General features: G+C 72.0%; 16 protein-coding genes. 13 read left to right on the top strand and 3 right to left on the bottom strand.

Going from position 1 to position 25,597, the window contains the following annotated elements; all coding sequences use genetic code 11:
• Positions 1 to 13: 13 nt before the first annotated feature.
• Entirely contained in the window at positions 14 to 688 is a 675-nt protein-coding gene (locus tag C3488_RS01820) for an MOSC domain-containing protein (RefSeq protein WP_103837503.1), read from the bottom strand.
• 79 nt (positions 689 to 767) lie between these two features.
• On the opposite strand from C3488_RS01820, the gene C3488_RS01815 reads away from it, so the two are divergent.
• A complete protein-coding gene (locus tag C3488_RS01815; RefSeq protein WP_103837502.1) occupies positions 768 to 1,664 on the top strand; it encodes a LysR family transcriptional regulator in 897 nt (298 codons plus the stop codon).
• A 275-nt stretch (positions 1,665 to 1,939) separates the two neighbouring features.
• Here C3488_RS01815 and C3488_RS01810 read toward each other — a convergent pair whose 3' ends face one another.
• Positions 1,940 to 2,278, bottom strand: a complete 339-nt coding sequence (locus C3488_RS01810) for a WhiB family transcriptional regulator (RefSeq protein ID WP_103837501.1) — start codon at positions 2,276 to 2,278, stop codon at positions 1,940 to 1,942.
• Between the two features lie 379 nt (positions 2,279 to 2,657).
• Between C3488_RS01810 and C3488_RS01805 the strand changes: the two genes are divergently transcribed.
• The 4 genes from C3488_RS01805 (at position 2,658) to C3488_RS01790 (ending at position 7,136) form a co-directional block, all read left to right on the top strand.
• Positions 2,658 to 3,269, top strand: coding sequence for a response regulator transcription factor (locus tag C3488_RS01805; RefSeq protein ID WP_003948568.1), 612 nt, complete (start codon positions 2,658 to 2,660; stop codon positions 3,267 to 3,269).
• Between the two features lie 293 nt (positions 3,270 to 3,562).
• Positions 3,563 to 4,138: a sigma-70 family RNA polymerase sigma factor gene (locus C3488_RS01800; RefSeq protein WP_055493219.1), complete on the top strand. Its 576-nt coding sequence runs from the start codon at positions 3,563 to 3,565 to the stop codon at positions 4,136 to 4,138.
• A gap of 230 nt (positions 4,139 to 4,368) precedes the next feature.
• Positions 4,369 to 5,874 (top strand): IMP dehydrogenase, encoded by a 1,506-nt coding sequence (guaB, locus tag C3488_RS01795; protein ID WP_103837500.1) that lies wholly within the window; start codon positions 4,369 to 4,371, stop codon positions 5,872 to 5,874.
• Between the two features lie 137 nt (positions 5,875 to 6,011).
• Positions 6,012 to 7,136, top strand: coding sequence for a GuaB3 family IMP dehydrogenase-related protein (locus tag C3488_RS01790; protein WP_103837499.1), 1,125 nt, complete (start codon positions 6,012 to 6,014; stop codon positions 7,134 to 7,136).
• Between the two features lie 701 nt (positions 7,137 to 7,837).
• Here C3488_RS01790 and C3488_RS01785 read toward each other — a convergent pair.
• A complete protein-coding gene (locus C3488_RS01785; RefSeq protein ID WP_103837498.1) occupies positions 7,838 to 9,046 on the bottom strand; it encodes a nucleotide sugar dehydrogenase in 1,209 nt (402 codons plus the stop codon).
• A 263-nt stretch (positions 9,047 to 9,309) separates the two neighbouring features.
• On the opposite strand from C3488_RS01785, the gene C3488_RS01780 reads away from it, so the two are divergent.
• From C3488_RS01780 to C3488_RS01745, 8 genes are all read left to right on the top strand, one after another.
• Positions 9,310 to 11,016, top strand: coding sequence for a glycerol-3-phosphate dehydrogenase/oxidase (locus tag C3488_RS01780; RefSeq protein WP_103837497.1), 1,707 nt, complete (start codon positions 9,310 to 9,312; stop codon positions 11,014 to 11,016).
• A gap of 323 nt (positions 11,017 to 11,339) precedes the next feature.
• Positions 11,340 to 13,394, top strand: coding sequence for a serine/threonine-protein kinase (locus tag C3488_RS01775; RefSeq protein ID WP_103837496.1), 2,055 nt, complete (start codon positions 11,340 to 11,342; stop codon positions 13,392 to 13,394).
• Positions 13,395 to 13,568: 174 nt separating this feature from the next.
• On the top strand, positions 13,569 to 16,043 hold the full coding sequence (locus C3488_RS01770) for a protein kinase (RefSeq protein WP_103837570.1): 2,475 nt from the start codon (positions 13,569 to 13,571) through the stop codon (positions 16,041 to 16,043).
• A 174-nt stretch (positions 16,044 to 16,217) separates the two neighbouring features.
• On the top strand, positions 16,218 to 17,909 hold the full coding sequence (locus C3488_RS01765; RefSeq protein WP_103837495.1) for a serine/threonine-protein kinase: 1,692 nt from the start codon (positions 16,218 to 16,220) through the stop codon (positions 17,907 to 17,909).
• Between the two features lie 727 nt (positions 17,910 to 18,636).
• Complete coding sequence (locus C3488_RS01760) at positions 18,637 to 20,250, top strand: serine/threonine-protein kinase (protein ID WP_103837494.1); 1,614 nt, start codon at positions 18,637 to 18,639, stop codon at positions 20,248 to 20,250.
• Between the two features lie 86 nt (positions 20,251 to 20,336).
• Complete coding sequence (locus tag C3488_RS01755; RefSeq protein WP_103837493.1) at positions 20,337 to 21,971, top strand: serine/threonine-protein kinase; 1,635 nt, start codon at positions 20,337 to 20,339, stop codon at positions 21,969 to 21,971.
• A gap of 91 nt (positions 21,972 to 22,062) precedes the next feature.
• Complete coding sequence (locus tag C3488_RS01750) at positions 22,063 to 23,826, top strand: serine/threonine-protein kinase (RefSeq protein WP_103837492.1); 1,764 nt, start codon at positions 22,063 to 22,065, stop codon at positions 23,824 to 23,826.
• A 115-nt stretch (positions 23,827 to 23,941) separates the two neighbouring features.
• Positions 23,942 to 25,582, top strand: a complete 1,641-nt coding sequence (locus C3488_RS01745; protein ID WP_103837491.1) for a succinic semialdehyde dehydrogenase — start codon at positions 23,942 to 23,944, stop codon at positions 25,580 to 25,582.
• The last annotated feature ends 15 nt before the right edge of the window (positions 25,583 to 25,597 follow it).

Here is a 25,597-nt window from a genome sequence, read left to right as displayed (position 1 = left end):
CATGCGCCTGGGGCTAGTTCCGTCCCGCGTACTTGCGCGCGTACTCCCGTGCCGCCGTCACGCTCTCCGGGTGCAGCGCGTCACCCGCCGCCAACAGGCGCGGCAACAGGTGCCGTTCCGTGGTCACGGCCCGGAACTGGAGGGCGACCGTGACGTCGTGGTCGGGCCGGTGCACGACGGCGATGGGGTCGCCGGCCCGTATCTCACCCGGCTCGATCACGCGCAGATAGGCGCCCGGCGCGCCCCTGTGCGTGAACCGCTTCACCCAGCCGCGCTCGCCCAGGTGCTCCTGGAAGGTACGGCACGGAATCCGCCCGCAGGTCACCTCCAGGAGCAGCTCCGCCCCGATCCGCCAGCGCTCGCCGATCCGCGCGCCGGCCACGTCGACCCCCTCGGTGGTGAGGTTCTCGCCGAACGAACCGCTCGGCAGCGACCGGCCCAGCTCACGCTCCCAGCCGTCGAGGTCCTCCCGGGCGAACGCGTACACCGCCTGGTCGTCACCGCCGTGGTGCCGCAGGTCGCACACCGCGTCCCCGGCCAGCCCGCTCGCGCCGGTCCCCTTCGGCCCGGGCGCGGTCACCCGCACGGGCCCGTCCACCGGCCGCTTGTCGATGCCGGTCAGGCCCTCCGGCTGGTCGGTGTAGTCCACGGCCACGGGCCGGCCCACGTTCAGAGACAGAAGCTTCATGCCCGCAACGGTAAGGCCTTCGGTCAAAGCGTTGACGCAATATTCGCGGACCTGCCCAAGCTTCGCTTATGCTCACGGCGTGATCGAGGCTCGACATCTCCGTGTGCTGCGCGCCGTGGCCGCCACCGGCTCCTTCTCTGCGGCGGGGCGCGAGCTGGGCTGCACCCAGCCCGCCGTCAGCCAGCAGATGAAGGCCCTGGAGGCGTCCGTCGGTACGCCGCTCCTGGTGCGCACCGGCCGCGAGATGCGCCTGACGGAGGCGGGCGAGGCGCTGGTACGGCACGCGGCGGGCATCCTGGCCGGGCTGACCGCCGCCGAGGAGGAGGTCGCCGCCATCGCGGGCCTGAGGGCCGGCCGCGTCCGCCTCGTCTCCTTCCCGAGCGGCAGTTCCACACTGGTCCCGACCGCGCTGGCCGCCCTGCGCGCCGCGCACCCGGGCACGCGCGTCTCCCTGGAGGAGGCCGAGCCGCCCCAGTCCGTGGAGAAGCTGCGCTCCGGTGACTGCGACATCGCCCTGGCCTTCCGCTACGAGGCCGCGGCGGGCGTCGAGGAGTGGGACGACCTGGTCGTACGGCCGCTGCTGACCGACCGGCTCGTCGGGCTCGTTCCCGAGGGGCACCGGCTGGCGCGCGCGGAGTCGGTCGGCATCGGTGAGCTCGCGGAGGAACCGTGGATCGCGGGCTGTCCGCGCTGCCGGGGACAGCTGGTTCAGGTCTGCGCGAGTGCGGGATTCACGCCGCGCATCGACTTCGCCACGGACGACTATCCGGCGGTGGTCGGCCTGGTCGGCGCCGGCCTCGGCGTGGCCGTCCTACCGGGCCTCGCCGTGGAGTCCGTACGTCCGAGGGGGGTGCGCCCGGTCGCGCTGGAACCGGCGGTGCGGCGGGAGATCGTCGCCCTCACGCTGCCGGACCTCGCCCAGGTGCCTGCGGTGGCGGCGACCCTGGGGGAGCTGGCGCGGGCGGCCGTGAGATAAGGGATCCGCGGTAGAGAGTCTCGGGCGGCGGCGGGTTCTCGCGCGCGGCGGCGGGTCTCGAAGAGCGGTGACGGCGCCCTGAGGCGTGTACTGAACGGCCCCCGACAAATACCCTGATCCCCCTGAACGGCCCCCCGGCCTACCCCCTCAACGGCCCGATCCCGTGAAACGGCCCCCTCGCGGGCGGTGCCTGCCCCCTGAAACAGCCCCCTCGGGGCGGTACAACGCCCCAAAGCCGGGCACATGCGCGTGCCCGTGATCGAAGAAACGTTCCTTCAGTTGTTCGAGGCGGCGTGGCCGTGGCCTGCGCCGGTCGTCGAGGCCGGTACCAGCCGGTTCCGCGCCCGCCCCATGAGCTCCTCGCGCTCGTCCTCTGTCAGCCCGCCCCAGACCCCGTACGGCTCGCGCACCGCCAGGGCGTGGGCCGCGCACTCGGCGCGGACGGGGCACCTCATGCAGACCTCTTTGGCCGAGTTCTCGCGAGCGCTCCGGGCCGCCCCGCGTTCACCCTCCGGATGGAAGAAGAGCGAACTGTCGACCCCACGGCAGGCCGCATGGAGCTGCCAGTCCCACAGATCCGCGTTCGGACCGGGAAGGCGGGAGAAATCTGCCATTGCGTGTCCCCTTGTTGCCGTTCTGGGCGGATATGTGTTCTCGACCGTACATCGACGATCTTATGAGATGAAAATATGACTCATTGCGAATCTAGCTCCAGACACCAGCTAACGGGAAGAAAAGCGGCTAAATGGGGCATAGGTTGTGATGAAAGTTGGGGGTTACGCTGCGCGTGTATGCACCGTGTCCGCGCCCTCACGTACAGTGCCGAAGATGGCTTGCTGCACCGTAACTCTTTCGAGTGACCATCGTTGAGAGTGCGGAGGCGGTTGAAAAAACAAGCGCTCGGGCAGGCGTCCGAGGGCGTCGACCGCACAGGTGACGATTCGTACCAGCCTGGAGGCTCAAGGTGACGCGCATCAGCTGCGGAGGGCGGTCATGACATCCGTCCTCGTCTGCGACGACTCCCCGCTTGCCCGAGAGGCGCTCCGCCGCGCGGTGGCGACCGTGCCCGGTGTCGAGCGCGTGACGACGGCGGCCAACGGCGAGGAAGTCCTCCGCCGCTGGGGGGCCGACCGTTCGGACCTGATTCTGATGGACGTACGCATGCCCGGTCTGGGCGGCGTCGAGACCGTGCGGCGGCTGCTGTCCGCCGACCCCGGTGCGCGCATCATCATGCTCACCGTCGCGGAGGACCTGGACGGGGTGGCGCTCGCGGTCGCCGCCGGCGCGCGCGGTTATCTCCACAAGGACGCCTCGCGTGCGGAGCTGCGCGCGACCGTCACCCAGGCCCTCGCCGACCCGACCTGGAGGCTCGCCCCGAGGCGGCTGCGCTCGGCCGAGATGGGTGCCGCGCCCACGCTCACCGCGCGGGAGATCCAGGTGCTCGAGGGCATGAGCCACGGCCGTTCCAACGCGGAGATCGGTCGCGAGCTGTTCCTCTCCGAGGACACCGTGAAGACGCACGCCCGGCGCCTGTTCAAGAAGCTCGGCGCGTCCGACCGCGCACACGCGGTGGCGCTCGGCTTCCGGTGGGGCCTGGTCCGCTAAGTGGATCACCGCGGGGGTGCGCAGATCCCCGCCTGCCGCACGGCGGGCGGGGCACGGCGACCTCAGGGAAGCTCCTCCCTGGAGCCGCCCGGCGAAAGGGCCTGCCGGATGCCCGCTGCTCGTTTCGTCGCGGATGCCGCATCCTTGAGGGTGTGGAGTTCCTCGGGGACGAGTCGATCGAGCGGGAGGGGAGGGCGCAGGAGATGAGTTCCGGCGCACCTGCTCATAACGCTTCGGTGCACAACTACGGACGCGGTGCCACGGACCGGACGACGCCGAGGCACCATGGACCGATGCGCGACGACGAGACAACGCTGATCGGTGCACTCGTCCATCGCGCCGTCGACGGCGACGAGCAGGCGACCCACGACCTGCTCGCCCGCGTCCACCCCCTGGCGCTGCGCTACTGCCGTACGCGACTGTCCCGGCTGCCCGGCGACGCCCGGCACTTCGTCGAGGACCTGGCCCAGGAGGTCTGCGTCGCGGTTCTGCTCGCCCTGCCGCGCTACAAGGACACCGGGCGCCCCTTCGAGGCGTTCGTCTTCGCGATCGCCGCGCACAAGGTCGCCGACCTGCAGCGTGCCGCGATGCGCCACCCCGGCTCGACGGCGGTCCCCTCGGACGAGATGCCCGAACGACCGGACGACTCCCTGGGCCCCGAGGAGCGCGCCCTGCTCAGCAGCGACGCCGAGTGGGCCAAGAAACTCCTCGCCAACCTCCCGGAGAACCAGCGCGAGCTGCTCCTGCTCCGCATCGCCGTGGGCTTGACGGCGGAAGAGACGGGTCAGATGTTGGGAATGTCACCGGGAGCGGTGAGGGTGGCCCAGCACAGGGCCCTGAGCCGCCTGCGGGCGCTCGCCGAGCAGTAGCGAGTTCCTCTCCGCCGCGACGGCGACCAGCCGCGACGGCGCAGTTCCGGCGCTGCCGAACACAGTTGCCCGTGGGGACGGAGGCCGTCGGGCCCACACATGAACAGGCAGCTCACCGACTCCGTAGGAACCTACGAAGCCGAGCAGCACCCTCGACCGTGGAATGACAGCACCATGCTTCCCGTTAGCATGGACATCCGCACCGATCAAGGCCATTTGGGGAAGGTGTCATGACTGCAAACGTCGACGGAGTGCCCGAGAAATTCGCGACACTCGGGCTGACCTACGACGACGTGCTGCTGCTGCCGGGAGCGTCCGAGGTGCTCCCGAGCGCGGTCGACACCTCGTCCCGCATCTCCCGCAACGTCCGGGTGAACATCCCGCTGCTCTCGGCGGCGATGGACAAGGTGACCGAGTCCCGCATGGCGATCGCGATGGCCCGCCTGGGCGGCGTCGGCGTGCTGCACCGCAACCTCTCCATCGAGGACCAGGTCAACCAGGTCGACCTGGTCAAGCGCTCCGAGTCCGGCATGGTCACCGACCCCATCACCGTGCACCCCGAGGCGACGCTCGCCGAGGCGGACGCCCTGTGCGCCAAGTTCCGCATCAGCGGCGTCCCGGTCACCGACCCGGCCGGCAAGCTGCTCGGTATCGTCACCAACCGCGACATGGCCTTCGAGACCGACCGTTCCCGGCAGGTGCGCGAGGTCATGACGCCGATGCCGCTGGTCACCGGCAAGGTCGGCATCTCCGGCGCCGACGCCATGGAACTGCTGCGCCGCCACAAGATCGAGAAGCTTCCCCTCGTCGACGACGCCGGTCTCCTCAAGGGCCTCATCACGGTCAAGGACTTCGTCAAGGCCGAGAAGTACCCCAACGCCGCCAAGGACGCCGAGGGCCGCCTGCTCGTCGGTGCCGCCGTGGGCGCCAGCCCCGAGGCGCTCGAGCGCGCCCAGGCCCTCGCCGAGGCCGGGGTGGACTTCCTGGTCGTCGACACCTCGCACGGCCACAACAGCAACGCCCTCAGCTGGATGTCGAAGATCAAGTCGAGTGTGGACGTCGACGTGATCGGCGGCAACGTCGCCACCCGTGACGGCGCCCAGGCCCTGATCGACGCCGGCGTCGACGGCATCAAGGTGGGCGTGGGCCCCGGCTCGATCTGCACGACCCGCGTGGTCGCCGGCATCGGTGTCCCGCAGGTCACGGCCATCTACGAGGCCTCCCTCGCCGCCCGCCCGGCGGGCATCCCGCTGATCGGCGACGGCGGTCTGCAGTACTCCGGCGACATCGGCAAGGCGCTCGCCGCCGGTGCCGACACCGTGATGCTCGGCAGCCTTCTGGCGGGCTGCGAGGAGTCGCCGGGTGAGCTGCTCTTCATCAACGGCAAGCAGTTCAAGTCGTACCGCGGCATGGGCTCGCTCGGTGCCATGCAGTCCCGCGGCCAGGGCAAGTCCTACTCCAAGGACCGCTACTTCCAGGCCGAGGTCTCCTCCGACGACAAGCTCGTGCCCGAGGGCGTCGAGGGCCAGGTGCCCTACCGCGGCCCGCTGTCCAACGTGCTGCACCAGCTCGTGGGCGGTCTGCGCCAGACCATGGGCTACGTGGGCGCCGCCACCATCGAGGAGATGGAGTCCAAGGGCCGCTTCGTGCGCATCACCTCGGCGGGCCTGAAGGAGAGCCACCCGCACGACATCCAGATGACGGTCGAGGCGCCGAACTACAGCGCCCAGAAGTGACGCACGCGCACGCGTAAGGTCGTACAGAGGGCGGTCCCGGACTCCGGGGCCGCCCTCTCCGTACCTGCGGAGGGCCGCCGCCGCAGCCGTCGGCGATACTGGAAGACGCTGAAACGCATCAGGGAAAGGCCACAGACGTGACTGAGATCGAGATCGGGCGCGGCAAGCGCGGCCGCCGGGCGTACGCCTTCGACGACATCGCCGTCGTCCCCAGCCGCCGTACGCGGGACCCGAAGGAGGTCTCGATCGCCTGGCAGATCGACGCCTACCGCTTCGAGCTGCCGTTCCTGGCCGCCCCCATGGACTCCGTCGTCTCCCCGGCCACCGCGATCCACATCGGGGAGCTCGGCGGCCTCGGTGTGCTGAACCTCGAGGGCCTGTGGACGCGGTACGAGGACCCGCAGCCGCTCCTCGACGAGATCGCCGAGCTGCCGGCCGACACCGCGACCCGGCGCCTGCAGGAGATCTACGCGGCCCCGATCAAGGAGGAGCTGATCGGCGCGCGCATCAAGGAGGTGCGCGACTCGGGCGTGGTCACCGCGGCCGCCCTCTCCCCGCAGCGCACGGCGCAGTTCTCCAAGGCGGTCGTCGACGCGGGTGTGGACATCTTCGTCATCCGCGGCACCACGGTGTCGGCGGAGCACGTCTCCGGCTCGCACGAGCCGCTGAACCTGAAGCAGTTCATCTACGAGCTCGACGTCCCGGTCATCGTCGGCGGCTGCGCCACGTACACCGCGGCCCTGCACCTGATGCGCACCGGCGCGGCCGGCGTCCTGGTCGGCTTCGGCGGCGGCGCCGCGCACACCACGCGCAACGTGCTCGGCATCCAGGTGCCCATGGCGACGGCGGTCGCGGATGTGGCGGCGGCCCGCCGCGACTACATGGACGAGTCCGGCGGCCGGTACGTGCACGTGATCGCGGACGGCGGCGTCGGCTGGTCCGGCGACCTGCCCAAGGCGATCGCCTGCGGTGCGGACGCGGTGATGATGGGCTCCCCGCTGGCCCGCGCCACGGACGCACCCGGCAAGGGCCACCACTGGGGCATGGAGGCCGTGAACGAGGAGCTGCCGCGCGGCAAGAAGGTCGACCTCGGCACGGTCGGCACCATCGAGGAGGTCCTCACGGGCCCGTCGCACACGCCGGACGGCTCGATGAACTTCTTCGGCGCGCTGCGGCGGGCCATGGCGACCACCGGGTACAGCGAGCTCAAGGAGTTCCAGCGGGTCGAGGTGACGGTGGCGGACTCGCAGCACCGGCGGTAGCCGTACGGCGTTCAGGGCCCGGTTCACCCGCGGGGGTGGGCCGGGCCCCTTTGTGCGTGTTGGGCGTTTCCGCAGGTGGGGGAGCGTGCGGTGGGATGGGGGCGCACGGTTGCCTTCCCGGCCGATACGCCGGGGGAGGGCGGTTCCGAGGCGGTAGCGTCCGTGTCCGGCGACCCGGTTCTCTGGGGCGCCCCCTTCCAAGGACACGTGCCGGACCCCGCCCTCGGGGCCCGGCCCGAAATCCAATGCACCGCCTACCGGGTCTCTGGGCGGCGTCATGGAAGGGGGCGCCCATGGGACGCCACCGCAAGCTCACCCGCTGGGATCGAATCCGTCTTCGGACGGTGGAGGCCTGGGACCGGCTCCGCCTTCGGGCGGTGCAGTGCCGGAGGAGGTGGATCTTGCGGATTTTCGGATGGTGAGCGGCCACCCCTATGAGAGCTAGGGGTGGACACTCCGTGAACCATCCTGGAGCCTGCCGCAGTACCCGCTGCGGCGGGCTCCGCCTTTTGTACGGTACCGGATCCGGCCGTCGACCGGCACGGCACCAGAAGAGCGACCGCCCCTGTGTGAACCAGGGGCGGACACCCCTTGTCGGCCAGGAGCTCGCCGCCGGGCCGACGAGCTCCGTGCTCGTACGCCATCGATGCCCAGAACCCCGAGCCACCAGCCCCAGAGGCTCAAGCACCCACGCGCCCCCTTCACAACCGGTGCGCCGCCCCCGTAGGCGTGGCCCCCCGCGTGTCCAGCAACAACTGCGCCTTCACCGACAGCCCCTGCAGGTCGTACGTCCGATGCTGCTGCAGCAGAACCGTCAGATCCGCCCCCGCCGCCGCCTCGTACAGGGAGTCCGCGCGCGGGATCGGCCGGTCGAGGACGCTCCACGCAGGCATGTACGGGTCGTGGTAGCTGACCGACGCGCCCAGTTCCATCAGCCTCAGCGCGATCTCCTGCGCGGGGGTGCCCTGCAGGTCGGCGACGTCCGGCTTGTACGTCACGCCGAGCAGCAGGACGCGGGCGCCGCGGGCCGACTTGCCGTGCTCGTTCAGGAGTGTGGCGGCGCGCTGGACGACGTACTGGGGCATACGGCCGTTGACCTGCTGGGCCAGTTCCACCATCCGCAGGGTGCGCCCGGTCGTGCCCGACAGGTCCTGGGCGACGGAGTGGCCGCCGACGCCGGGGCCGGGGCGGAAGGCCTGGAAGCCGAACGGCTTGGACTCCGCGCAGCGGATGACGTCCCACAGGTCGACACCGAGGTCGTGGCAGAGCACTGCCATCTCGTTGACAAGGGCGATGTTGACCTGACGGTAGTTCGTCTCCAGCACCTGCACGGTCTCCGCCTCGCGGGGCCCACGCGCGCGTACCACCTTGTCGGTGAGGCGCCCGTAGAAGGTGGCGGCCGACTCGGTGCAGGCGGGGGTGAGGCCGCCGATGACCTTGGGGGTGTTCGCGGCGTGGAAGTCGCGGTTGCCGGGGTCGACGCGGCTCGGTGAGTACGCGAGGTGGAAGTCGCGCCCGGCGCGCAGCCCGGAGGTCTTTTCGAGGAGCGGGCGCAGGAACCCCTCCGTGGTGCCCGGCGGCACCGGCGACTCCAGGATCACGGTGGTGTGCGGGCGCAGCCGCGCGGCGAGGGTGCGGGCGGCCGCCTCCAGCTGGGTGAGGTCGAGCCCGCCGTCGGCGCCGCGCGGGACGGGGGCGCAGATGACGGCGGTGCGGACGCGGCCGAGCTCGGCGGGGTTGGCGGTCGGGCGGAAGCCCCGGGCGAGCATCCGGCGCAGTTCGGCGGCGGTGAGGGAACCGGCCTCGGGGCCGGTCCGGTAGCCGAGCGTGGAGATGTCGGCGGCGACGGCGGCCTGGGCCAGGGGCAGGCCGAGATGACCGAGTCCGATGACGGCGAGATCTGCGGGCATGGCGTGGGCCGTCCTTCCCAATAGCCGAGGTGGGAGAGGTGCGCAAGCGCTGTGGACAGAACGAGCGAGAGCAATGTCAGACTAGGAGTAAATATGACCGATTTGCGGTATTGACTGATGGCGTTTCCGTGAGTGTTGTCCACAGGCCGCGGGCGCGTGGTGGCCGAAGTCGGGCATCACGGTCAGACTTTGGGCATGGGGGAAAGGAGCAGGGCTTCGCCTGACTGACGGGTGCGGCCGGCGCGACCGAGCGGGAGGCAGCGGTGAGGACAGCGGCACTGGGGCCGGCGCAGCGCGCCGAGTCACTGGCGGGAATGGCCGAGCGCGAGCTGGACGTACTGGTCGTGGGCGGCGGTGTGGTCGGTGCCGGCGTCGCACTGGACTCCGTCACCCGTGGTCTGTCCACCGGCCTGGTCGAGGCGCGTGACTGGGCGTCGGGCACCTCGAGCAGGTCCAGCAAGCTGATACACGGCGGCCTGCGCTACCTGGAGATGCTGGACTTCGCCCTCGTACGCGAGGCGCTGAAGGAGCGCGGGCTGCTGCTGGAGCGCCTGGCGCCCCACCTCGTGAAGCCGGTGCCGTTCCTGTATCCGCTCCAGCACAAGGGCTGGGAGCGGCTGTACGCGGGCTCGGGCGTCGCCCTGTACGACGCCATGTCGATGGCTCGCGGGCACGGCCGGGGCCTGCCGCTGCACCGTCACCTGAGCCGTCGTCACGCCCTGCGCGTCGCCCCGTGCTTGAAGAAGGACGCGCTGGTCGGGGCGTTGCAGTACTACGACGCACAGATGGACGACGCCCGCTTCGTCGCGACGCTGGTGCGTACGGCCGCGTGGTACGGCGCGAAGGTCGCCAACCGCGCCCGGGTGACCGGCTTCCTGCGGGAGGGCGAGCGGGTCGTCGGCGCGAGGGTGCAGGACGTGGAGGCCGGCGGGGAGTACGAGATCCGCGCTCAGCAGGTCGTCAACGCGACGGGGGTGTGGACCGACGACACCCAGGCGATGGTGGGCGAGCGGGGCCAGTTCCACGTGCGGGCGTCCAAGGGCATCCACCTGGTGGTGCCGAAGGACCGGGTCAACTCCACGACGGGTCTGATCCTGCGGACCGAGAAATCGGTCCTCTTCGTCATCCCCTGGGGCCGGCACTGGATCATCGGGACGACCGACACCGACTGGAGCCTCGACAAGGCGCACCCGGCGGCCTCCAGCGCGGACATCGACTACCTGCTGGAGCACGTGAACTCCGTCCTGGCGGTGCCGCTCACCCGCGACGACGTGGAGGGTGTGTACGCGGGCCTTCGGCCCCTGCTCGCCGGGGAGTCGGACGCGACCAGCAAGCTCTCCCGCGAGCACACCGTGGCGCATCCGGTGCCCGGCCTGGTGGTCGTGGCGGGCGGCAAGTACACGACGTACCGGGTGATGGCCAAGGACGCCGTCGACGAGGCGGTGCACGCCCTGGACCGGCGGGTCGCCGACTGCGTCACCGAGGACGTCCCGCTGCTGGGCGCCGAGGGCTACCGGGCGCTGTGGAACGCGCGGGCCCGCACAGCGGCGCGCACGGGGCTGCACGTGGTGCGGGTGGAACACCTGCTGAACCGCTACGGCTCGCTGGCGGAGGAAGTGCTCGACCTGGTCGCCGACGACCCGTCACTGGGCGAACCGCTGCACGCGGCCGACGACTACCTGCGCGCGGAGGTCGTCTACGCGGCGTCGCACGAGGGAGCGCGCCACCTGGACGACGTGCTGACCCGGCGGACCCGCATCTCGATCGAGACGTTCGACCGCGGGGCGCGCAGCGCCCGGGAGGTGGCCGAACTGATGGCGCCGGTGCTCGGCTGGGACGGCGACCAGATCGAGCGCGAGGTGGAGCACTACGAGAAGAGGGTCCAGGCGGAGAGGGAGTCCCAGCGCCAGCCCGACGACCTGACGGCGGACGCGGCGAGGCTGGGAGCGCCGGACATAGTGCCCCTGTAGGAAGGACTGGGAACGACTGGGAAGGACTGGGAGGGCGGGCAGGACTGGAGAGAGTGACGCCCACGGCCTGAAGGCGCGTCAAAGCACCGTGCCAGGGCTGCCGGCGGGCAGGCCGCGGCGGCGCGGTGGGGCGCGGCAGGGTGCGACGTCGGCGCGATCCGGGTGCCCGGCGTACGCCCGGGCACCCGCACCGCCCCGGTCCGCCGCCTCCGGGCGTCCTCCGACCGGGGGGAGCCGTCGAATCAGGGGCACCCTGGGCGTGGGGTGGTCCGTGCGTGGGGGACAATGAAGGCTCTGTCAGGGCGGGTTGCATGAGGGGACGCATGTCGGAGGCGGAGCGGGCGGGGACACCCCGTCAGGACAAGAGCGAACGTCTCCTCGCCGGGCGGTACCGGCTGGGGGACGTACTCGGCCGCGGCGGCATGGGGACGGTGTGGCGGGCGAAGGACGAGACCCTGGGGCGTACGGTCGCCGTCAAGGAGCTCAGGTTTCCGTCGAACATCGACGAGGACGAGAAGCGCCGGCTCATCACGCGCACACTGCGGGAGGCCAAGGCGATCGCCCGGATCCGCAACAACGGCGCGGTGACCGTCTACGACGTGGTCCACGAGGACGACCGGCCCTGGATCGTCATGGAGCTGATCGAGGGCAAGTCGCTCGCCGAGGTCATCCGCGAGGACGGGCTGCTCGAACCGAAGCGCGCCGCCGAGGTAGGGCTCGCGATCCTCGACGTGCTGCGCGCCGCGCACCGCGAGGGCATCCTGCACCGCGACGTGAAGCCGTCGAACGTGCTGATCGACGAGGACGGCCGGGTCGTGCTCACCGACTTCGGCATCGCCCAGGTCGAGGGCGACCCGTCCATCACCTCCACCGGCATGCTCGTCGGCGCCCCCTCCTACATCTCGCCGGAGCGGGCCCGCGGGCACAAGCCCGGCCCGGCGGCGGACCTGTGGTCGCTCGGCGGACTGCTGTACGCGGCCGTCGAGGGCGTGCCGCCGTACGACAAGGGGTCGGCCATCGCCACCCTGACCGCCGTGATGACCGAGCCGCTCGAGGAGCCGAAGAACGCCGGCCCGCTGAAGAACGTCATCTACGGCCTGCTCACCAAGGACCCGGGTCAGCGACTCGACGACGCGGGCGCGCGGGCGATGCTCAACGAGGTCATCCACGCCCCCGAGACGGAGGAGGAGGTACCGGCGGACGCGACGCGGGTCGTGGCGTTGCCGCCGGTGCCGGAGGAGTCCAAGGAGAAGGAGAAGGAGAAGGGGGCGTCGGGTTCCGGGGCCAAGCGGGGCGAGGAGGCCGCGGATCGGCTGCGCGGGGCCCTGCGGTCGGTGCGCAAGGCGGCGGCGTCGGCGGGCGCAGCGACGGCCGGTGCCGCGACGGCCGCGCGGACCAAGGGGTCCGCCCCCGCCAAGGTGACCGAGGGCGCGGTGGCCGCGCGTGTGGACGCTCCCGCGACCGGGGCCTCCGACGCCGGACGCTCGGGGGCCGCCTCCGCGGACGCACGGTCACACACGGCTGCCGTCGGATCGAACGCCGGTCCGGCGAAGCCCAGTTCGGGGTGGCCCATCGTGCCGGACCCGGACCGGCCGCCGCGTCCGGTGACGCCGCCCCGGGCCCCGCTCACCGACGTGGTGCCCAAGCGGACGCTGGTGATCATCGCCGTCGTCGTGGCGCTCGCGGTGCTCGGGACCGTGCTCGCGCTCATCCCGTGGGGCGGGGACGACGGCTCGCGGAGCGGCTCGAAGGGCGCGAACAAGCCCACCGCCACCGCCGGGAGCAGCGGCAAGGGCAGTGGCGGCAAGGGCAGTGGCGGCGGGACGCGCTCCGACGGCGGCACCTCCGGCACGACCACGACGAACGGGTCGGACCAGCAGAACGCGGCGGACAGCGAGCCCGCCGCGAGTGCCGGCGCGTCAGCCTCCGGGGCTGCGGGCGGCGGCGCCGCGGTGAGGACGTACAAGGGCGGCCAGGGCTACTCGATCGGGCTGCCGGCCGACTGGAAGTACGCGTCGTCGGACGACGCCGGCGACCGCTTCACCGGTCCGAACGGGCAGAAGCTGCTGGTCGCCTGGACCTCCACGCCCAAGGACGACCCGGTGGCGGACTGGAACAGCCAGGAGCGCTACATGGTGCGTCCCCAGTACCACCGGATCGGTATCGAGAAGGTGGACTACCGCGATTGGAACACCGCCGACTGGGAGTTCACCTACGTGGACTCGGACACCACCTACCGGGTGATCGACCGCGGATTCGTCGTCGACCCGCACCTGGGGTACGGGCTGATGTACACGGCGAAGGCGGACGACTGGGACGGGAACCTGCGCAAGAACACCTGGAAGACGCTGACCCAGACGTTCCAGCCGAAGTCGTGACGTACCGAGCGTCCGTCTGACGTTCCGTCCGATCGTGGCGGGGGCAGATATGACATCCCCGGGATGCGGGTTGCCTCCGGCACGTATCGTGAAGGACGGATCGCGAACCGTACGCATCCAGAACAGGACGCGGGACGAACGGACTTGACCGACCGGGCGGCCGGGGGAGGCATCGTGGACGACTATGCGGGACGGGTACTCGCCGACCGCTACCGCCTGCCGCTGCCCCCCGCCGACGAGTACGAGTTCGCCGAGACCCGGGCCTTCGACACCTACAGCGGGCAGGAGGTCCTGATACGGCAGGTGCCGTTGCCCGAGGTCGTCGAGGCGGAGGTGCTCGACGCGGACGGGCTGCCCGCGGGTTTCGTGGCGCGGGACGGCCACGGCGCGCGCGGCGGTGGTCCGGGCCGGACGACGGCCACGCGCCGGCCCACCGACCCGGCCGTGCGGCGCGCCGTCGAGGCCGCGCAGGCAGCCGCCCAAATACCCGACCACCCTCGGCTCGACCAGGTCTTCGACGTGTTCGCCGAGGGCGGCTCGCTGTGGATCGTGAGCGAACTCGTGGCCGCGACCCCGCTCGCCGCCCTGCTCGCGGAACAGCCGCTGACGCCGTACCGCGCGGCCGAGGTCGCCTCCGACGTCCTCATGGCGTTGCGCGTCCTGCACGCCCACGGCTGGGTGCACCGCAACATCACCGCCCGCACGGTGCTCGTCTGCGAGGACGGCCGCGTGATACTGACCGGCCTGGCGGCCGGGGCGGCCGAGGAGGCGCTGTGCGGGTACGACCCGGTGCCGGCACGGGAGCCGGAGCCGGGGTCCGGTGCGACGGATCGGGACCCCACGGCTCCCGTGCCCGCTCCCCGGCCCGGCGGGTCCGGCGGCGGCCCGTTCGGGCCCGGCGGGTCGGTGCGCGCTGTGGACGCCGAGGCAGCGCGGCGGGCCGCGATCGAGGCGCGGGCGAACGGCGCCGCTCCGGGTGCGGGCCCGGCCGGCGCCGGTGTGCCCGCCGTGGCGCCCCGCACGCTTGAGTCCGCGGAGGACGTGCGCGCGGCACGGGCCGGGGCGATCGCGGCCTACCGCGCCGGGGCCCGGGCCGCGGCACGGGTGCAGGAGGAACAGCGCGGCGCCCACACGGCGTTGCCCGCGCCCCGCCCGGCCGACACCGGCCCGGACACCCCGCCGCAGTCGCCGTCCGGCCAGGACGGCGGCCCCGGCACTCCGCCCCCGGGCCAGATCGCCGACCCGTACGGGACGGGCCGTACGGCGTCCTGGCACGGCGCCGTCCCCCGCCCCACGGCCCCCACCGCCGACGCCGCACAAGGTGCTCGGGGCAGCGGCAGCGGCCCGTACGACAAGGCCGCGCTCCCCGGTTCCGACACCCCCTGGCCCCACCGCGGCCCCGCCACCCCCCTCGCCGCCGAGCGGGCGCGGCAGGCCCGGATGGCCGTGGTCGGGCCGGTCACCGAGCGCTGGGCGCCCGAACAGGCCGGGCCCGTGCACGAGAACTGGCAGCTGGCACCGCCGATCGGGCCCGCGACCGACCTGTGGGCGCTGGGCGCGCTGCTGTTCCGGGCCGTCCAGGGGCACGCGCCCTACCCCGAGGAGAGCACCGCCGAGCTGGTGCAGCTCGTCTGCTCGGAGCCGCCCGCCTTCGCCGAGGAGTGCGGCCCGCTGCGTCCGGTCGTGGAGTCGTTGCTGCGCCAGGACCCGACCGAGCGGCCCGACTTCGAGGAGCTGCGCGGTTGGCTGCGCTCCCTCGTGCGGTCCGCGCCCGAACCGGAGGCGGGGGCGCACGTCATAGCGGCGCCGCCCGTCGACCCCGCCCGGCTGCCGATCGTGCGGCGACGGGGCGAACTGGTCCGCAGGCGGCGCGCCGGACTGCCCGCGACCGCCCACGCCCGCCACAAACGGGCCAAGGACGGCCGCCCCCAGCCGCGCCGCCTCGGCCGCACCCTTCTGCTGCTGATCCTGCTCGCGCTGGCCGCGGCCATCGCGTATGCGATGGCGTTCATGCCGAAGGCCGGGACCAGCGGCGGCAGCGGCACCGCGGGGGAGCGCACGGGCACCGCCGGGCAGGCGAGCCCCGCCCCCCAGCAGTCGGACACGGGCGTCGCGCAGCAGCCGCAGCAGGGCGGCTCCAGCAGCCCCTCGAAACCGGCCGACTCACCGCAGACGCAGGCCACCGGCCCCCAGGTGGCCCAGGGATTCACCCTGCGCAAGGACCCCGAAGGCTTCAGCGTCGCCGTGGCCGACGGCTGGAACCGGACCCCGAAGAACGCGCAGGGCCAGGTCGTCTACTCCCAGGGCGACTTCCAGTTGATCGTCGTGCCCGGGCGCGACACCACCGGCAGGTACGGCAGTGACCCGCTGACGTACCAGCGGGAGTCCGAGCCGGAACTGCAGCCGTTCCGCGACTCGACGTGGGCCACATCCAGCGGCATGCGGCGCATCGACGTCGGCGGACGGACCATGGCCGAGGGGCAGTTCACCTGGACGAACGGCAACGGGCAGGAGCTGTTCGTGCGCAACCTCGCCGTCCTCGTCGGCGGCCACTACCACGTGGTGCAGGTGCGCGGCCCCGACGCCGAACGCGACGAGGTCACCCGGCTGTTCGAACAGGCGGAGGCCACCTACAGGGTGACGAACTGACCGATCCCGGCACCCACAGTGGTCCGATTGCGCTGAGTGTGCGGTGGTTCCGTCCCGTACGGGGAAGGGAGAACCGTCACAGTGCGGTCTCCGTTACGGCCCCGCCGGTTCCCTGCACGGGGACCGCTCTTTAATGTGACCTCGTCAAGAACATTGCGGGGAAACGTGAATCAGATGCAGGGCCTGCTCCTCGCGGGCCGCTACCGGCTCGTCGACTCGATCGGCAGCGGCGGCATGGGCCGGGTGTGGCGTGCCCACGACGAGGTGCTGCACCGGGCGGTCGCCATCAAGGAACTGACGGCCGCACTGTATGTCACGGAGAGTGACCGAGCCGTACTCCTCGCCCGTACCCACGCCGAGGCACGGGCCGCCGCGCGCATCAACCACTCGGCCGTCGTCACGGTGCACGACGTGCTGGAGCACGACAACCGGCCGTGGATCGTCATGGAGCTCGTCGAGGGCGGCTCACTGGCCGACGCGGTCAAGGAACGCGGCCGGGTCGAGCCCAGCGAGGCCGCGCGGATCGGGGTGTGGGTGCTGCGCGCACTGCGTGCCGCGCACTCCGCGGGCGTGCTGCACCGCGACGTGAAGCCCGGCAACGTCCTGCTCGCCGCCGACGGGCGGGTACTCCTCACCGACTTCGGGATCGCGCAGGTCGAGGGCGACACCACCATCACCCGCACCGGAGAGATCGTCGGATCGGTCGACTACCTCGCGCCCGAGCGCGTCCGAGGCCACGACCCGGGCCCGGCCTCCGACCTGTGGGCGCTCGGCGCCACGCTGTACACGGCGGTGGAGGGCAGGTCGCCGTTCCGGCGGACCTCGCCGCTGACCACCATGCAGGCGGTCGTCGAGGAGGACGTCGCCGAGCCGGAGCACGCCGGCCCGCTCGGCCCCGTCATCACCGCCCTGCTGCAGAAGGACCCGGCGCACCGGCCCGGCGCCGACGAGACCGAGCAGATGCTCGCGGAGGCCGCGGAGGGGCGGCGGTCGAACGCGGCTCAGATGTTCGTACCGACGCAGCACGGCCGCTTCCAGCCGGAGACGCAGACGGGTCCCAGGCCCACCGGCGCGGAGAGGGCCATCGGAACGCCGTATCCGCCCGTGACTGTGACCGGGCCGAGGCGGGCCTTCGGTCCGTACGACACGGATTCCGGGCAACACGCCTCCGTCCCGCAGGGGCAGCCGATACAGCCGGTACGGCCGCCCAAGCGCCGTCGGCTGCGCACGCTCGCCCTGGTGGTCGCCCTCGCCGCGATCGTCGGCGGAGGTACGGCCGTGGTACTGCACAAGTGGGGCCAGGGGGCCCCGGAGTCGGTCGGCGGCACCTCCGTCACCACGGCGTCGAGCTCCAAGCCGCCGGAGGAGCCGCAGGGGACGATTCCCACGGGCTGGCAGCAGTACGACGATCCTGCGGGCTTCAGCCTCTACCTACCCGCGGGCTGGAAGCGGTCGGTCTCCATCAAGAGCAAGGACGGCTTGCAGCAAGTCGACTATTCGCCCGACAGGGGTGAGCACCTGGTGCGTATCGCCGTCGACACCTCGCCGGACTACGACGACCCGTACCTGCACCAAGTGGAACTGGAACAGCAGTTGAGGCGCCAGTTGGCGGACTACGAGCGCTTGAGCATGCAGCGCCAGGTCTACCGTGACCGGAAAGGCTCCCGGCTGGAATACAAGTGGACGGAGCAGGCCAATGGTTCGCGTCCCCCTGGCGCGTACCGGACCGTCGACCTGATGTACATCGCCCGGAGCGGATTTGAGTACGCGATCAGCATGGCCTCTCCTGTGGAGGAGTGGACCGCCACTCGCAAGCAGTTTGAGACTGTGCTGCAGACCTGGCGAGAGGGCGAAGTCAGGCGGTGAGCGCACCGATCGGCGCTTGGCAGCGCGTCCGGCTTTTCTGCCGGGCTGCTGTATCCGAGGGTCCTTGAGGGGACGCAGAACACCAGGCTGAGGAACCTGACGGAGAGCCGGGCGAATTCGGAGGGCGGACCACCGTGGTGAGCCCGGCGGTCCGCTCGCCGACGTTCACCATGCAAGCGTCCGGGCCTGATGGGGCCGCATCGACGTGCGGGCGCCGCTCGGCGCGCCCGGGACGCAGGTCACGGGCGCTCTGCACCGCTTGAATCAGCTCGGTTCCACGACAGGCCTTCGGCGGAACTCCGTATAAGAGATCCGCCGAACAGGCCGTGAAGATGACTAAGATTGTCGTGCGGGGATCAAGCCCAATCCGAGCAAGTGTGCCCGCTGACTATTTTGTCCCCCTCCCAGACCGCAACGTGCACACCGATATAGCGGAGCGAATTATCGGTGGTCGACGCGTGAGTGGTGAAGGAGAGAGTCGATCCGTTTCCGCCGTATTCGTGGCGCCAGGTCCAACCCTTAAGGGAATCCCCACCCAGGGAGGATATGAGTTGAATGGCCACGTGGTGGCCATCGCCGCCGTTCCATCGCGGTGGTCTCGTCGATCCGGTACAGCACGGCCCGCGCCAGGGCCTGAGGAGTGTGCCACCGGCTGTCTCGGGACAGCGGCACACTTGGCCGGTCGCCGTGCCGGAAGGCGTCCGTCCGGTGCGGCATGATGGGGCGCATGGGGACCGAGGGGGAGAACGGCCGGCTCGTAGCGGGGCGTTACCGGCTTCAGGAGCGGATCGGGCGCGGCGGCATGGGCGTCGTCTGGCGGGCGTCCGACGAGCTTCTCGACCGGCAGGTGGCCGTCAAGGAGCTCGTCCTCGACCTCTCCCTGTCCGCCGAGGAGGCCCGGCTGCACCGTGAGCGCACCCTGCGCGAGGCGCGCGCGGTGGCGCGGTTGCGGCACCCGCACATCATCGTCGTCCACGACGTCGTCGAGCACGACGAACGCCCGTACATCGTGATGGAGCTGATCGACGGCGGCTCGCTCGCCCAGCGCATCGCCACCCGCGGGCCGGTGGACGCCCGGGAGGCCGCCCGCATCGGCATCGCCCTGCTCGGCGCGCTGCGCCGGGCGCACGACGCGGGCGTGCTGCACCGCGATCTGAAACCCGCGAACGTCCTGATGGAGGCGGGTACCGGCCGCGTCGTCCTCACCGACTTCGGCATCGCCCAGGTCACGGGTGCCACGACGCTCACCGAGACCGGCGCGTTCGTCGGGTCCCCCGAGTACACCGCGCCCGAGCGGATGTCCGGCGAACGGACCGGGCCCGAGTCCGACCTGTGGTCCCTCGGGGCCCTGCTGTGCACGGTGCTGAGCGGCGAGTCGCCGTTCCGCCGCGACTCGTTGGGCGGCATCCTGCACGCGGTGGTCGCGGGCGAGATCCGCCCGCCCGAGCAGGCCGGGCCGATCCTGCCCGTCGTCCGGGGGCTGCTGGAACGCGATCCCGACCGGCGTCTGGACGCGGCGGAGGCGGAGGGGTTGCTGCGGGAGTTTCTGCAGACCGGGCGTACGCCGACGGCCCCCGTGCCGTACCCGCCGACGCAGCGGGACGTGCCTCGCGACACGCCGCCGTCCCCGCAGGAGGCGCCCGTGGCGCCGGCCTCCGGCAGGCAGTCCGTGCGGGGCGTGTTCGTGGCCGCCGCCCTGGTCGCGGCCATGGCGGGCGCGGGTGTCTCGGCGGCGGCGCTGCTGCTGCGCGACGGAGGCGACGGCGGGGGAGCGGCGAGCCCGGGTACGGCGCGCACGTCGGTGAGCCGGGGGCCGACGCTCCCGTCCACTGCCCGGCCCGCGCCCACGGTGACGGTGACCCGTACGCCGGCCTCGGCGACGTCGGAGGTCACCCGCAGGGCGCCCTCCGGGTACCGGCTGGTACGGGACCCGAACGGTTTCTCGCTGGCCGTACCGGACGGCTTCACCCGCAGTCCGCAGGGCGAGCGGATCTTCTACGTGTCTCCGGGAGGGACCTTCCGCCTCGGCATCAAGGTGGCGGACCCCGCGGCGGGCGGCCCCCTCGCGGTGATGCGGCGCTCTGACGAGGACGGGCCGTCCACCAACCCGGGCTATCACGACGGCCGGGTCACCGAGACCTCGCACCGCGGAAACCCGGCGGCGCTGTGGGAGTTCACCTGGGACGGCTTCACCGCGGCCGAGGGACCTCGGCACACCTACGACCTGTGCTGGGACGAGGGCGGCCGGATGTACGACGTATGGGTGTCGGCGCCGGTCGGGAAGGTCCGGGAGGCGAAGGAGTACTTCGACGTGGCGGTGGACACGTTCGCTCCGGGGTGACCCCGTACGAGGCCCCGCGTCACGGGTCTGTGACTGGAACGGGACAAGGGTGGCTGAGGGGGCGCCGACACGATAAGCATGAGCGCATGAGCGACCACGGGGGAGTGCCCCAACAGGCGGGCGAACCGACGAGTTTCGGACTGCAACCGCCGCGGCCGGCCGTGCCGTACCCGGGAAACCCCTACGCCCGGCCGCAGCCGCAGGCCCACGCCGTCCCCACCCAGGCGGCCCCCGAGGCGCCGCGGGACCCGGGCGCCGGACGGCTTGTCGCCGGGCGCTACCGGCTGCTCGCCAAGCTGGGGCACGGCGGCATGGGCACGGTGTGGCGGGCCAAGGACGAGACAGTGGACCGGGAGGTCGCCGTCAAGGAACCCAGGGTGCCCGACCACCTTCCCGAACGTGAACAGTCCAACGCCTACGAGCGGATGCGCCGTGAGGCACGGGCCGCCGCCCGCCTCGACCACCCCGCGGTCGTCGACGTGCACGACGTCGCCGTCGTGGACGGCAGGCCGTGGATCGTGATGGAGCTGGTGCGGGGCCGGTCCCTGGGCGATGTGCTCCAGGAGGGCACGCTCGGGGTGCGCGAGGCGGCGCGGATCGGTCTCGAAGTGCTCGGCGCGCTGGAGGCCGCGCACGTCGCGGGCGTCCTGCACCGCGACGTGAAGCCCGACAACATCCTGCTCGGCCGGTACGAGCGCGTGGTGCTCACCGACTTCGGCATCGCTCAGATCGAGGGCGAGACGAAGCTGACGGAGACGGGCGGTTTCGTCGGCTCCCCCGAATACATCGCGCCGGAGCGGGTGCTGGGCCGGCGCCCAGGCCCCGAGTCGGACCTGTGGTCGCTGGGGGTGGTGCTGTACGCGGCGACCGAGGGCATCTCGCCGTTCCGGCGCACCAACACGCCCGCCACCCTGCAGTCGGTGCTCAACTCCACACCGGCGCCCCCGGCCTCCGCGCGGGGTCCGCTCGCCGACGCCATCGGCGGCCTGCTGAACAAGGACCCGGCGCGCCGCCCCGACGCCGCTGAGGTGCGCCGGCTGCTTCAGGAGGCGGCGAGAGAGCCGGCGCCCGTGCAGATCACCGTGCCCGGTCGCAAGGGCGTCCGCCTGGGCCGCGGCACCCTGCTCGCGGCCGGGGCGGCCGTCGTCGCGGCCGCGGTGGCGGCGTACCTGGTCGTCGCGGACCCGTTCGCCGGGCCGCTGCCGGGAGGTTGGCGGCAACACCCGGAGAAGGCACTGGGCGCCACACTCGCCGTGCCCGCCGACTACCAGCCGAGCCGGCCGAAGAAGGACGACACCGACAAGAACTGGGTGACGTACACCGACTGGAGCGGCAGCATCTCGATCGCCCTGCACCTGGCGAGGAAGTCCCAGGACACCTCCCACCAGATCAAGGACTCGTCGGCGGCCGAGATGTACGCCGACAACGACGCCTTCAAGAACAGCGGCGCCTATCAGTTGGACATGCCCAAGGGCCCGAGGACGGCCCCGAAGGACGGCATCACGTACCACGGCAGAAAGGCCGCCGAGAACACGGTCTCCTACATGACCGACGACAGCCTCGATCCGCGCCCGCGCGAGCTGACGATCTTCTATTACAAGAACTCCGCGGGCGACATGTACAAACTGACGGTCAGCTACCCGGGCAAGGGCGATTTCACGGAACGCGGCCGCGAAGTGGCGCGGACGGCGAGGGCGAACCTGGAGATCGACACACTCTGAGCCGCGTGTGCCTCACAGGACGGCAACGGTGTGCGTCCGGCGGCCGGGACCCGCTTCGACAACTCGCGACTCCGCACGGTACTCATGAGACATGCGTACTGACGCGGGACGTCTGATCGACGGTCGCTACCGGCTGACCGAACGCCTCGGCTCCGGCGGCATGGGCACCGTGTGGCGTGCCGTGGACGAGCTCATGGAGCGCGACGTCGCCGTCAAGCAGCCCCACCTGCCCGGCGATCCGGAGGACGAGGCACACCGGCGCGCCGCCCACCGGCTCTACCGCGAGGCACGTGCCGCGGCCCGCGTCGACCATCCCGCGGCCGTGTCGATCCACGACGTGATCGTGGAGGACGGATGCCCCTGGATCGTCATGGAGCTGGTCCGAGGGGAGTCCCTGGCGGACGCGCTGCGCCGCGGGCCGCTGCCGGCCGAGGAGGCGGCGCGCATCGGGCTCGCCGTCGTCGGCGCGCTGGACGCGGCGCACCGCGTCGGCATCGTGCACCGCGACGTGAAGCCGGCGAACGTCCTGCTCGGTCCGCGCGGCCGGGTGGTCCTCACCGACTTCGGTATCGCACACGTCCAGGGCGAGGAATCCCTCACCGTCACCGGGGAGTTCGTCGGCTCGCTCGAGTTCGTCGCACCGGAACGGATGTCCGGCCGGAGCGCCGGTCCCGCCTCCGACCTGTGGTCGCTGGGCGTGCTGCTGTACGCCGCCGTCGAAGGATCGTCGCCCTTTCGCCGTACGACGGTGGAGTCCACGCTCGCCGCGATCCTCGCCACCGAGCCTCCCGAACCCCGGCAGGCCGGGAGGCTCGGGCCGCTCATCGCACGGCTGCTGGTCAAGGAGCCCGAGCGGCGGCCCGACGCGGAGGAGGTCGGTGCGGTTCTGGAGACGGTGGCCGGGGGGTGGCCGGTGCCGGGTGCGGAACGGGGGGATTCGACGGCCGCTCAGGATGCCTCCGGTCTCGGGGAGTTCGCCGACGACGTCGGGACGGTACGGTTCGGGGCCGCGCCGTCGCGGACTGCGGACGACGGCGGCCCCGGAACCGTGGTCGCCGGCGGTCCGGAAGCCGTGGGCGCCGGCGGTCCCGGCACGTCACTCGGAGCCGCGCCGCAGGCGGAGGCGGCCTCGGCGTCGAAGCAGGGGGCCGCCGAGCCGTCCGAGCCGGAACCTGCCGAGCCGTCCGAGACGGAGGCCCCCGCTCCGTTCGCCCCGGGGACCGCCGCCGTGGTGGTGCCGGAGGCGAAGCCGAAGCGTCCCGCCCTCCTCCGCCCGGTCCCCGTCGCCGCGCTCGGCGTCCTCCTCGTCGGCGGCACCTGGTTCGCCACCTCCTACTTCGGCACCCCCGAGAGCGAGGGCGTCACCGAACACACCGCCACCTACAGTTCGGCCCCGGCCGTCGCATCCCCCGGCTCCTGGATCGCCCACCGCGAGGCGAAGCTCGACGCGATCGTCTCCGTACCGTCGGACATCCCCAGGGGCGCCGCCACGGACCGCACGGTGACCTACGGCGACGACACCGTCCGGCTCCGCCTGACCCGGGAGACATCGGTCCCCACCCCCCTGAAGGCCTGGGCACGGCAGGCCACCGCCTCCTGGCCCGCCGACGACCCCGGCACGCTCTACACCCCGACGAGCTTCCACGGCGACGACGCCATGCTCACCGACACCACCTACACGGTGGGGAAGAAGCGGTACCGCGTCCTGCAACTGTTGATCGTCACGGCCGCCCGCGAGTACTACGTGCTGCGCGTGGACATGCCGAAGGGCACCCCGGACGAGAAGCGCGGCACCTCCCTCTTCAAGGGCGCCCGGGACCGCCTGAAAGTGGGCAAGAACATGCTGACGTCCTGACGACGCCCTGATCAGCGCATTCGCTGCCAGCGGTCACTGGCGCGGTGTGGACGCCCCGTGAAAGCGCGTTACCGACGGGTACCCAAACGCTCCGCCCCGGCATACCCTGCGGCTCATGACGGACTCGCAGGCCCCGGAGAAGGCCACCGCACAGACCGGTACGGGCACGGCCGGCACCAACCCCCTCGCTCCCGCCCCCACGGGTGCCCGCACCGCCGTCGACGTGGTGACGCCGGAGCTGGTCGCCCAGCTCACCAAGGGCGTGGTCGGCTCGGGCCGCACCGCCAACCACACGCCGTTCACCGGCGAGAAGCTGGCCGACCTGCCCGAGTCCACCCCCGAGGACGTCGCCGTCGCCTTCGACCGGGCCCGTGCCGCCCAGGCGGTCTGGGCACAGACCCCGGTACGGCAGCGCGCCGCGGTGCTCCTCCGCTTCCACGACCTGGTGCTGGAACGGCAGGCCGAGGTCCTCGACCTGATCCAGCTGGAGACCGGAAAGGCCCGTCTGCACGCCCACGAGGAGGTGCAGGCCGTCGCCGTCGCGGCCCGGCACTACGGCCGCAAGGCGCCCTCGTACCTGAGGCCGAAGCGGCACACCGGCGCCGTGCCGACGCTGACCAAGGTGACCGAACTGCGCCATCCGCGCGGCGTGGTCGGCCAGATCGCCCCCTGGAACTACCCGCTGGAGCTGTCGGTCGGCGACGCGCTCCCCGCCTTCGCCGCGGGCAACGCCGTCGTGATGAAGCCCGACACGGAGACCTGCCTGACCGCGCTGTGGGCACGCGACCTGCTGATCGAGGCCGGACTGCCCGCCGAGGTCTTCCAGGTCGTCATCGGCGACGGCCCGGTCGTCGGCCCAGAGGTCGTCAAGCACGCCGACTACGTCTCCTTCACCGGCTCCACCCGCACCGGCCGCGAGGTCGCCCAGGGCGCCGCCGCCCGGCTCGTCGGCGTCTCCCTCGAACTCGGCGGCAAGAACGCCATGCTGGTCCTTCAGGACGCGGACGTCGAGAAGGCCGCCGAGGGCGCGGTGCGGGCCTGCTTCTCCTCGGCCGGGCAACTGTGCATCTCCATCGAGCGGTTGTACGTCCACGAGTCGGTCGCGGACGCCTTCCTGGAGCGGTTCGTCGCCCGCACCAAGGCCCTGCGGCTCGGCACGTCCCTCGCCTACGGTGCCGACATGGGGTCGCTGGTCGGCGAGCGGCAGCTCGAGACCGTGACCCGGCATGTCGAGGAGGCCGTGGCCAAGGGGGCGAAGGTGCTGGCCGGCGGGGTGGCCCGCCCGGACGTCGGCCCGTACTTCTACGAGCCGACCGTCCTCGACGGCGTCGAGGCCCCGATGGCGGTGTGCGCGGAGGAGACCTTCGGCCCGGTCGTGTCGATCTACCGCTTCAAGAGCGAGGACGAGGCGATCGAGCGCGCCAACGCCACGCCGTACGGCCTGAATTCGTCGGTCTGGACGAAGAACGGCCGACGGGGGCGCGAGGTCGCGGCCCGGCTGCGCACGGGCACGGTCAACGTCAACGAGGGCTACGCACCGGCGTACGGCAGCGTCCAGTCCCCGATGGGCGGCATGAAGGACTCCGGCCTCGGCCGCCGCCACGGCTCGGAGGGCATCCTCAAGTACACCGAGGCCCAGACGGTCGCCCAGCAGCGACTGCTGCCGATGGCCCCCTCGCTGGGGATGGACGACGAGAAGTACGCGGCGTTCATGAGCCGGAGCCTGAAGGCGATGAAGGCGCTCCGCCTCCGCTAGTTCCCCAGCAGGCAA

It is taken from the genome of Streptomyces sp. Ru72 (assembly GCF_002920635.1).
Taxonomy (GTDB): Bacteria; Actinomycetota; Actinomycetes; order Streptomycetales; family Streptomycetaceae; genus Streptomyces.
Note: the sequence above shows the minus strand (reverse complement) of the source record. Positions and strands in the feature narration are given on the sequence as shown.